This window comes from Wolbachia endosymbiont (group B) of Dolichovespula media (genome assembly GCF_947179505.1).
In the GTDB taxonomy this organism is placed as follows: domain Bacteria; phylum Pseudomonadota; class Alphaproteobacteria; order Rickettsiales; family Anaplasmataceae; genus Wolbachia.
On sequence record NZ_CAMXBR010000002.1, the window covers coordinates 212792 to 223404 of the forward strand.

4 protein-coding genes and 2 pseudogenes are annotated in these 10613 nt (G+C 34.4%); 4 read left to right on the plus strand and 2 right to left on the minus strand.

Annotation, left to right across the window (positions count from 1 at the left end; translation table 11 throughout):
• Window positions 1–69 precede the first annotated feature (69 nt).
• The 3 genes and pseudogenes from OM967_RS02085 to OM967_RS08185 all read left to right on the plus strand — a co-directional run bounded on the left by OM967_RS02085 (window position 70) and on the right by OM967_RS08185 (window position 6925).
• Window positions 70–1503 (plus strand): cytoplasmic incompatibility factor CifA, encoded by a 1434-nt coding sequence (locus OM967_RS02085; protein WP_319606903.1) that lies wholly within the window; start codon window positions 70–72, stop codon window positions 1501–1503.
• A 66-nt stretch (window positions 1504–1569) separates the two neighbouring features.
• Window positions 1570–5058: a C48 family peptidase gene (locus OM967_RS02090; RefSeq protein ID WP_264337509.1), complete on the plus strand. Its 3489-nt coding sequence runs from the start codon at window positions 1570–1572 to the stop codon at window positions 5056–5058.
• A 905-nt stretch (window positions 5059–5963) separates the two neighbouring features.
• Window positions 5964–6925 (plus strand): annotated as a pseudogene (locus OM967_RS08185) (IS5 family transposase).
• A 104-nt stretch (window positions 6926–7029) separates the two neighbouring features.
• Here OM967_RS08185 and mutL read toward each other — a convergent pair.
• Entirely contained in the window at window positions 7030–8820 is a 1791-nt protein-coding gene (gene mutL, locus OM967_RS02105) for a DNA mismatch repair endonuclease MutL (RefSeq protein WP_264337510.1), read from the minus strand.
• 80 nt (window positions 8821–8900) lie between these two features.
• Window positions 8901–9347, minus strand: a pseudogene (gene rnhA, locus OM967_RS02110) (ribonuclease HI); the annotation flags it as partial.
• Between the two features lie 381 nt (window positions 9348–9728).
• Here rnhA and OM967_RS02115 point away from each other — a divergent pair.
• Window positions 9729–10613, plus strand: coding sequence for an Rpn family recombination-promoting nuclease/putative transposase (locus OM967_RS02115; protein WP_264337512.1), 885 nt, complete (start codon window positions 9729–9731; stop codon window positions 10611–10613).

Here is a 10613-nt window from a genome sequence, read left to right on the forward strand (position 1 = left end):
TTTTTTACATGACACTGTTAATACTTAATAGGGGGGATAATGCCAACACAGAAAGAGCTTCGGGCTACGATGTCCAAAAAATTACAGGAAGCTATTAAACATCCAGATCCAGCAGTTGTTGCCGGGAGGAAGTCAGCTATCAAGAGATGGGTGGGAGTCCTTCAAGATAACTTTATGGAGCACATAAAATACTTTAAGGGTGATAAGTTGAAGTTTTTGCACAATGTATTTCAAGATGAAGGTTGCTGGTCAGGTGTAAGGTTGGATAATGCTGCTTTAGGTCAAAGGTTTACTGAAGAAAAAATAGGTGGAATAGATAATCCACTTCGCAAATATGAGATGGCTTGTAGTTACTGTGTAGTGGATAAAATTCATCCTCTCTTTCAAAAAAGATTTGAATCTTATAGGAACAAGTTTCCTCCTGGTGCATTTGATGGTAAAACTGAAACTGAATTTGGCAAATACGTACAAAACTCGTTACTAGATAGCATAAAGAGGAAAGGTCCTGTATTTGATTTCTGGATCGATAGAGAATCTGGGGAATTAAAGAAGTATGATGCAGTAGAAGGTTTTGACAGTGCTGTAAAACTTAAGTGGAGTGAAGGGGTAGAGTATTTTTATAATCATTTAAAAGAAGAAGATAAGGAAAAGAAGCTCACAGAAGCTATTCTTGCTCTTTCTCGCGTTCAATCTGTTGAGAAAGACGCCCCTATTTTAGATTTTTGTGTAAATAAGATAGTCGATAAAGATACTCTTTTACAGAAATTATCACAGAAAGATAAAGGAGTATATTCCCTTTTTGCTGAATTAATAGAGTCATTTTTTTTTGATACGGTTCATGATTTGGTACAGTGCTGGTGTTATAAAGAAGTTTCAGCAAGAGGAGACTGTTCGGACAAAATATTCTCACAGCGAGACTATGAGCTTTTTCTTTCCTCTCTTTCAGATGTGATGTTGAAAAATCCTGAATCAAATGTTCAAGCTAGATCTCTTATTATGGAATTTTGGGAATGTGGTAGCTTGTATCAATACAGAAAAGCTGCTGTTAATACTTCTAATTATACAGTTCCTACAAGTGGTGTATTTGCAGAGTTAATAGTCAATTGGAGACGAGAAGACATTTATAAGACTGATGAAGAAAAAGAAATAGAGAAAAAAGAAATATTAGATATGATGTCATTTGCCAAAGATTGCTTTCCTGAAAAGTTTGAGCTCTTTAAAAAACTAATAATAAGAGACCTTAGATTATGCGGTAGGGAAGGTAAAAGAGTAAATGTAGATTACGGTCTGTTTGCAGAAGAATTATTCTCTGAGTTAGAGAAAACAATTTTACCACCTGGTCCTGTAGGTGATGGTCCTTGCAGTAATTTGCGATCACGATCTAAAGCTCATGGTAGTAAGAAAACAACTTTGCCAGTTGATGATAGTCCGCAGTCTGAGCTTGGAACTCCTAGTGTAAGTGGTGTTTCTTCTTATAAGAAAAAAAAGCGTCTTTACGTTTAGTGGTAATAAGTAATCCACTTATGAACTCTTGGTGTTTCTGGTCGTAGTAAATAAGGGGTATTTTGTATGAATAATGGTGATGGACTTATTAAAGGATTTGAATCTTTTTTAGATCAATGTCCATCTTTCTTGTATCATATAAGTGCAGGTCGTTTCCTTCCTGTATTCATTTTTAGTATGTTATCTATTGCACATGATGCTAATACCTTAAATGCAAATGAGAGAATCTATTTTCGTTTTGATAACCATGGTGTTAATCCACGTAATGGTAAAAATCGAAATACGGCAAACCTAAAAGTTGCTGTTTATCCTGACGGACAGCAAGTTGTCAGATGCTACAGTATTTCTGATCGTCCTAATAGTGATGGGTTGAGGTTCAGTACAAGGGAGAGAAATGCTCTAGTACAAGAGATTAGACGGCAAAATCCAAATTTAAGGGAAGAAGACCTAAATTTTGAGCAATACAAAGTATGCATGCACAGAAAGGGCAAGAGTCAGGGAGAGGTAATTGCAACGGTATTCGAGGTAATTCGTGAAAAAGATCATCAAGGTAGGAATAAATTTGCCAAATATTCAGCATCTGAAATCAATCTTATTAGACGGCTCTTAGGAGATCACAGACTAACAATTAAGGAAATAGAAGGAAGACAACTCAATCAAAATCAGCGTAGACAACTTGATAGGTTGGTCAATTTTGCGCAAGTAGCACAGGGTCAACAAGGAATTGATAATTTTATGGGAATGCTAGCGAGTGATAGAAGACAAGATGTAAGAGATAGAATACGCAGAGAAATTTTGCCATACATAACTGACATCTATAATAATTACAGACAAGTACTGGAAAATAATATTGAAAATCGCAATCAAAGATTTGAGGGTCACGGGTTTTTATTAGGTTTCTTAGCAAATTTTAGTCATCGCTACACAATAGGCATCGATCTTGATTTATCTCCTAGAAACACACATGTTGCATTTCTTGTACGTCATCAAGCAGAAAGAGAAAATATTCCTATTGTTATTAATCTTGCTATATTTGACACACCGTCAGATGTTACATTAAACTGTGCCATAGGCTACGCTGGAAGGTTACACACTTCTTCATTTATACCTATCCATACTGAATCAAGAAATACTGTCTGTGTTGGATTAAATTTTAATTTAGATCTAGATCCTTTTAGTGTTGATACAGTAAAACTTCAACAGGATAGATTTCCTTTAGTACAAAGATTATTTGAGTGTTTGGAGAATGAAGGCATTAGAGAAAATGTTAGAGATTTCTTGCTTCACCATCTTCCTGCTGAAATACCAAGAAATGCAGAGAATTATAATAGAATATTTGATTGCATAACTGGCTTTGCTTTTGGAAGTAGTGCTTTTGATAGGCACCCTTTAGAACTAGAAGAGGAAGACGAAGCACCTATAACAAAGTACATATTTAGACATGGTGATGAGGGTTTAAGATGTTTAACTATGGTCTTTCATGCTGAAGGTTCTGATATAGTTATACTTCATATTAGAGCTCACGATGCGCAACAACAAGGAGCCATCAATTTACAGACTCTTAATGTTAATGGAAATGATGTTCATGTGTGGGAAGTTTCATGCACACTTAATAATCAACTTGAACTAGATATTGATCTACCAAATGACCTTGGTTTATATCACGATTACCAAAATAATAATGCAAATAATTTTCTTGCTGGTGATCTTGTACAAGTGCCCAATACTGAAAATGTACATAATACTTTAAATCAAGTTGTGAATGATGGCTGGAAAAATATAGCTCAGCATAGAGGATTATTTCAAGAGATCTCTGGAGCATTGATGCCGCTTGTGGATACAATAAATGTTAATAGTGAGGATAAGTTCCGTTCTATACTACATGGTACATTTTATGCTAGTGATAATCCTTATAAAGTGCTTGCTATGTATAAAGTTGGTCAAACATATAGTTTAAAAAGGGGGCAGGAAGAAAAAGGAGAAAGGGTAATACTCACAAGAATTACAGAACAGAGATTAGATCTTTTATTATTAAGACAACCTAGAGAGAATGACTTAGATACTCACCCAATTGGATATGTGTTAAGACTTGCTAATAATGCAGAAGAAGTAGGACAACAGCAAAATAATGCGAGACAAGAAATCGGAAGACTTAAGAAACAACACAGAGGATTTATACCTATTACTTCTGGAAATGAGGTGGTTTTGTTTCCTATTGTGTTTAATAGAGATGCACGCGAAGCAGGTAATCTTATACTTTTCCCAGAAGGGATAGGAAGAGAAGAGTATGTACACAAGCTTGATCGTCATGTTCGCGGTTCAAGACCAGGAGGATTAGTGGGACCTGAAAGTGTTATTGATGAGAATCCACCAGAAGGTCTATCATCAGATCAGACTCGTGAAAACTTTAGGCGTTTTTACGAAGAAAAAGCACCAGGACAAAATTCGATTTTTTTGCTTGATATAGGCGACAATCTACATGTTCCGTTTAGTTACTTGCAAGGTACTAGAGCACAGGTAATAGAAACATTAAAGTCAAGAATAAGGGGAGGTGGTACTCCTACAGCACAAGGAATATTACAACAAATAAATGCTATCCTTCGTAGAAACAACGCTCGTGAGATAGAAGATGTGCATGATCTACTTGCACTAGACTTTGCAACAGATAATCAAAATTATCGTTATTGGCTACAAACTCATGACATGTTTTTCGCTGCACAACAATATACTTTCTATGATGATCGATCTAATCCAACTAATAATCGTCATGATTTTACAATAACTTCAGTAGGAGTCGATGGAAATCAAAATGATCCAACAGGTAGGGGCTTATTAAGTAGTCACATAGCTAACTTTAAACAAAAAGTAGATTCGGGTGAAAAAGATAGATTAATTGCTATTATTAATGTAGGTAATCGTCATTGGGTTACATTAGTTATTGTACACCAAAATGGAAATTATTATGGGTATTATGCTGATTCACTTGGTCCAGATAGTGGTATTGACAATAATATTCGAGGAGCTTTAAGAGAATGTGATATTAACGATGATAATGTCCATAATGTTTCCGTTCATCAGCAAACAGATGGCCATAATTGTGGCATATGGGTATACGAAAATGCTAGGGATATTAACCAAGCTATTGATCAAGCTTTACAGGGAAATAATAACTTTGGAGAGAAAGGTGAGGGTATTATAGGTTATATACGTGGTCTTCTTAGTGTAGGCATTGGAAATGACACTAGACAATCTCAAAGAAATGAACAATACTTTAAAAATCGGAGAAGAAATATTTCACAATTATTCCAAAATGATCCTCTATCTTCTCCTAGGGGTAGACTGATTCAAGATCATCCAGGAATTCAACATGAATTTGATCCATTACTATTACAATTTTTAGGACTCCAATACCCACAGCGTGGAGGTGGAGGAGCATTACAATTAGGCGGAGAAAGAGTGATATCAATTGATTTTGGTAACCCGCAGTCTGCATTAGATAAAATTGATGGAGTGAGTAGAGTTTATAACCATAGCAATAGTAGAGGTAGTAGGTAGAAGTTAATAGGTGGATGAAGTTTTCTTTACTCTATATTTACGCATTGGTTGTAATCGGTCTTCTAGGTTGTTTCTGCATATTTTATCTTACTATTACCCACAAATATAAATGTTTGTTGCGTAGCTCTTAATGGCATAACTTTTGCTTGAAATAACTGTTTATATGGTGCAATTTACAGCTTTTAGTTGCTAAAATTATAACTCTTAGTTTAATAATTTTAATCCAATAAGCTTTCAGGTTAATAAAATTAAATTATTTGAGTAAATACAATACTATGTTTTTATTTGTGGGTAATAGTAAGATATTTTATGGTGGTGTTTATTAACAATAATATAGAAGACTATTATTAAGACTCTTGTCCGTAAAGCACCTTCATTTGCTCCTCTCATGAGAGTGATATTTCCTTCAAATCAGCTAGTTTTAGATGCTGAGGTTGTGTGCCGTTTAAAATGGCTTCCTTAATTTTGGGTATCAAATAATTTAAACGTAAGACCCATTGTAAAAGATAAGATTTAATTTGAAAGAAAAATTGATGTGGTTAAAACTTGACCTTGCGCAGTATAGGAATATTTTTTATAAAAAGAACAATATCGATTTGAAATGTAAAATTATCATAAATTTTTCTTTTTATTCTCAAATGAATTACTATTAATTCAGTAAACTATATTATTAATATCTCAAGTAAATCAACCATTTTCAGCGCTCAAAACCAAGTGCGGTGAGAACAAGTTTTTTTGGTATGGATTGGACTACCAAGTGTACCATACGAACTTTTTTTATATTCTGAATGGCTTTGTTGCATAGCTAGTGTTGGTTGAGGTTATTGTAAGAAGAAAAGCTTTTTAATATATGGCTACTAACGCATTTTGTTGTAAAATAGGCATTTTTCAAACAAGTACAACTTATGCCACAAAAAATGAGAGTAAGTAACCAAAGAGAATATAACGAGTTTCTCAAAAAAAGAGGAAATGTTTTTCATTTTGTTAATCAAGCCATAGAAAATTGGTATGAAAATAATCCAAAAGTTGCAGGTGGCAATAACACTTATAGTGATAAAGTTGTAATTTTAATACACATAATAGTTCATCTTTTTAGAATTGGCTTGAGACAAGCTGTAGGTTCTGTAAAAGGTTATATGGTACAAAAATAGGCAAAAAACTTAAGATTATCAGCTATACACAAGCTTCCAGAAGATTTAAAAAGCTTAATTTGAAGATTGATGACCATAGAAGCAATAAAGATGATCTGGAAAATGTTGAAATTGCCGTAGATAGCACTAGAGTTAGTATCTACAATAATAACGGTGGGCATAGTAAGCTTAATATTTGAAAAAGAAAATACAGTGGTTATGGTCAAGTAAGAAAATTACATGTTGTTTTAAACATAAATGATAAGAAAGCAATAAGCATGAACTACACTAGTGGTGTTGCTGTAGACTATTTGCCGGTCTGCGATATGTTAGAAGAAGTCAGTGATAAATATAACATTTGTTCTATTCGAGCAGATGCGGCTTATGATATAAAAAGTGTGTATAAAGAATGCAGAAAATACAATATTGTGCCTATTATTCGCCCTAGGAAGGATACTAAAATTTGTTTAGCTGACTACTTATCAGAAAGAAACAAGTATATTAGTAGAATTAGGTCATATGAGAATTATGAAGATGGTATTAATGAATGGAAGAAAAAAGTTAAGTATGGAGCACGGTCTTATATTGAAGTCTTTTTCTATAGGTTGAAGCAAATATTTGGGTTTAGCTTGAAAAATAAATCAGAGGTAAATCGTGAAAAAGAGCTGTTAATTAAGTGCTACTTATTGAACAAATTTACTGATATAGGTATGGCTAAATTTAAATTAGCTGCGTAAATTCACTGTGATTTACATGCCTATCAGTGCTATGCAACAAAGCCATCCATAATCAGAAGAGCTGTTACGTATACTTAATTGGCAACCTTTTTGACAAACTGAACTCATCTCCTTTCAAACAATTTTTCTATATCACTTATTTTCATTTCTATATACGTTGGTCTTTCATGACCAGAATATGGAGTTTTCTCAATTTGTCTTAGTATCTCATTCATCTCTTCCAATTTCATTTTTCTTCCTGCTCCATGGCAAGCGATTGTGGCTGATATTTTATTCACCTTATCCTCTATTGACAACGTATCTTCCATTTCCGTTAACTTATCTACTATATCAACTAGCATCCCTTTTATATCTATTGTTCCCAAGATTGAAGGTATTTCTTTCACCATTATTTTATCTTCTGATTCTATTTCAATACCAAAACCCATTTCAAAAAGCTTATCTTTATAAGTTTCAACCATCTCCGTCCCTGCTTGGTTTTTAATCTCAACTATTTCAGGAAGGAGAAGTTTTTGTCTTTTTATGCTTGTTAAGCACTCGTATATCAATCTCTCGTGGTCTGCATGTTGATCTACTATAATCAGCCTATCTCCAGCCTCAGCAATAATGTAAGTACTGTGGACCTGACAGCGTGCATACCCTAGAGGATGATCCTCTATTAAATCAATTTGCTCCCTTTCTAGAACCATCGCTCCCTTTTGGGGTGGAGATTCTCCATACTTAAACGTTTCTGGTAAGCTTTGCCTTCTTTCATCTGGTGCATTGAATTCTTTCATTAGACGATTTTCTAAAAGACTTGGTCTCTTTTCATAAAACTCTTTTTGATTCTTTTTCTCTTTACTATCAACCTGCTCTTGGCTTTTACTATCATTAAAAATTAGCTCCTCTTCAATACCTTGACCACTTGCTGCAAACCTCGTTGATAATGCTTTTATTATCCCTCTTCTCACTATTTCATATATTAGCCTTTTATTCTGAAATCTTACTTCCGATTTATTTGGATGCACATTTACATCTACTTGATCGTATGGTATCTCTAAGTGCAGCACTGCAAAAGGATACCTCCCACTTAGAATAAAATCTTGATACGCATATCTAATTGCACCAATAAGTAGATTATCTTTTATTGGCCTTCCATTAACAAACGTATAGATCTGAGTTGAATTGCCACGACTAATAGTTGGTTTACAGATGTGTCCCGTAAGTTTGATGCCGTCTTCTTCCTCTTTAACTTCCAGCGAATTGCTCTGAAATTCTTCTTCTGTTTCACATAATCTGTTAAATAATGAAGTTTGCTTAACATATTTTAAGAGCTTTTTATTACCGGAAGTGAGAGTAAACCCAATACTATAGTTAATCATTGCTAAGTTATTTACAATGTCAACAATGCTTTGTGTTTCTGCCCTCTCGGTTTTTAGAAATTTTAATCTATTTGGAGTGGCAAAAAATAAGTCACGAACTTCAATATATGTACCCTGTAGCAAAGAACAAGGTGTAATCTCTCTTATTTTTTCTCCTCCCTCATACCTTATAGACCATGCTTCCTTTGCTCCACTTGCCTTAGACGATAATTTCATTCTGCTTACTGCTGCAATTGAAGGTAAAGCTTCTCCTCTAAACCCAAGGTGCTTGATCTCTATTAACTCACTATCGCTTAATTTTGAAGTAGCGTAGCGCATAAACGCAAGTTCCAAATCTTCCTTTTCTATTCCATTTCCATTATCTGTCACAGTTATAAGATTACGCCCACCACTTTCTATTTTGATCTCTATCTCTGAACTTCCAGCATCTATTGCATTTTCAACTAATTCCTTTACTACACTTGCTGGCCTCTCTATTACCTCTCCCGCTGCTATACGATTTATAGTTTTTGTGTCTAAAAGAATTATTGCCATAATACTCCACCCAATCTATGAAACTTAGAGTTCCCTCTATTTTTTGGTGATTTCTTGACCTCACAATCTCTATATTTTAGCTTTTTAGATTCCTTTCTAGCAAGTCTATCTGCCTCCTCATTGTACATATTACCGTTGTGAGCTCTAACCCACTTCCAATTAATATCATGCTGCAAAGCAACTTCATCTAGTTCCTGCCATAATTCTCTGTTCTTCACTGGCTTTTTATCGGCTGTCTTCCAACCATTTACCTTCCATTTATTGATCCACTCTGTTATACCTTGTTTAATATACTGACTATCAGTGTGTAAAACAACTTCGCAAGAAACTTTCAACATCTTTAGCCCGTTAATCACAGCCTTTAACTCCATTTTGTTATTCGTTGTGTCTTCTTCACCTCCAGAGATACGTTTCTTGATAAAGACACTTTTATTTTCATACATCACCACGGCTGCCCATCCAACAGGCCCAGGATTTCCGGAACATGCTCCATCTGTATATATTGTAACCTTCTTTTTTTCGCCCATACTTACAGGATATAGATTCAACGTAAATTTGCTACTGAAAATGTTGACATGAAGTTTCAAGATCTTTATCATATACAAGGTGTAGGGAGCCCGTCCTCTCGATGTTAGGTAATCATATTTGAGTCTTTGTACTCGCATTTTTTTGGAGCCTACACCAAAGTGTTTTTGAAACTTTTTATAGCTTATCAGTTCATTTGCTAGGGTTTTAAGGCAGTTATAAAACGATGACTAACACTACATCTAAAGCCTAAAATGTAATTCTCAGGTGATCTTTGACAGATGTTTTTTTTCATCAACACATTCAAAGCTTAGAAAAACAAAAGGGTTGAATATTTCTTCACAATTGTGTATAATTATTAATGCTTTTTATCTTACTTTCTTATGGCTCTTTCGAAGTTTCTTGATGCATGCAATGATTATGCCTTTAAAAGAATATTTGGCACTGAAAAGAATAAAGATATCCTTATTCATTTCTTGAACGATATTTTAGGCTTCACTGGCTTAGCTGCTATTCACGATGTTGAATTCTTGGCTACCATTTTGGACCCTGAAATTGCCGCTAAAAAGCAGAGTATTGTCGATGTTCTTTGTAAAGACTCTCAAGGTTCCAGATATATTATAGAAATGCAGTTCACTAAGACCAAAGGCTTCGAAAAGCGTGCTCAATATTATGCTGCTAAAGCCTACTCAAGTCAAGCTGATCAAAGTGATAATTATCATAATCTCAAGGAAATTATCTTCATAGCTGTTGCTGATTGTATTATTTTTCCAGATAAGGCTGAGTACAAATCTAATCATGTCATTTTAGATCAAAATAGCTTTGAACATGACTTAAAGGATTTTTACTTCGTATTCATAGAACTACCAAAATTTACAAAGACAAAAGAAGACCAACTAGAAAATATAGTAGAAAAATGGTGTTACTTTTTTCGATATGCAGCAGAAACAAACGAAGAGGACCTAGATAAAATAGTTGGTAGTGACGTAATAATAAAACGAGCTTATGAAGAGATGAATAAGTTTAATTGGTCAGAAGAAGAGTTACTAGCATATGAACAAATGAAAAAACGCATAATGGATGAGGTAGCTGCTTTAGCTCAAAAATTTGATGAGGGTCTTAAAGTAGGTCACGAAAAAGGTAGACAAGAAGAAAAAATCGAAGTTGCAAAAAACCTACTTAATGCTGGCATTTCTATTGATGTTATTTCCCAGACAACTGGCCTTCCTCAGGCTGACATTACACAACTTAAGGAAGAAACTTTTTAG

What these genes read in the sequence shown, in the direction of transcription:
- OM967_RS02115 (WP_264337512.1), top strand. Translation starts at nt 9,729, where the DNA reads ATGGCTCTTTCGAAGTTTCTTGATGCATGCAATGATTATGCCTTTAAA.
- mutL (WP_264337510.1), bottom strand. Translation starts at nt 8,820, where the DNA reads ATGGCAATAATTCTTTTAGACACAAAAACTATAAATCGTATAGCAGCG.
- OM967_RS02085 (WP_319606903.1), top strand. Translation starts at nt 70, where the DNA reads ATGTCCAAAAAATTACAGGAAGCTATTAAACATCCAGATCCAGCAGTT.
- OM967_RS02090 (WP_264337509.1), top strand. Translation starts at nt 1,570, where the DNA reads ATGAATAATGGTGATGGACTTATTAAAGGATTTGAATCTTTTTTAGAT.